Source organism: Alkalicoccus luteus (genome assembly GCF_012034335.1).
In the GTDB taxonomy this organism is placed as follows: Bacteria; Bacillota; Bacilli; order Bacillales; family Salisediminibacteriaceae; genus Alkalicoccus; species Alkalicoccus luteus_A.
Genome location: NZ_JAATHJ010000109.1, coordinates 1 through 255, shown reverse-complemented (window position 1 = coordinate 255; position 255 = coordinate 1). Strand labels below are relative to the sequence as shown.

The window sequence follows — 255 nt, the reverse complement described above, 5'->3', positions numbered from 1 at the left end:
GTACGGGCACCCGTTTCCTCGCTAGAGGCTTTTCTTGGCAGTGTAGGATCGGGAACTTCGGTACTATATTTCCCTCGCGGTCACAGCTCAGCCTTACGGCAGACGGATTTACCTGTCTGCCAGCCTCCTCTGCTTCGACGCACACGTCCAGCGGTGCGCTTTCCCTACCTTCCTGCGTCCCCCCATTGCTCAAATGGAAACAAGGTGGTACAGGAATCTTTCGCCTGTTTGCCATCGCCTACGCTTTTCAGCCTC

Annotated in this window: 1 rRNA gene; it reads right to left on the bottom strand. The window is 56.1% G+C overall.

Annotated features, from left to right (window positions below):
* Window positions 1-255: ribosomal RNA gene (locus tag HCN83_RS18895) — 23S ribosomal RNA — on the bottom strand; the annotation flags it as partial.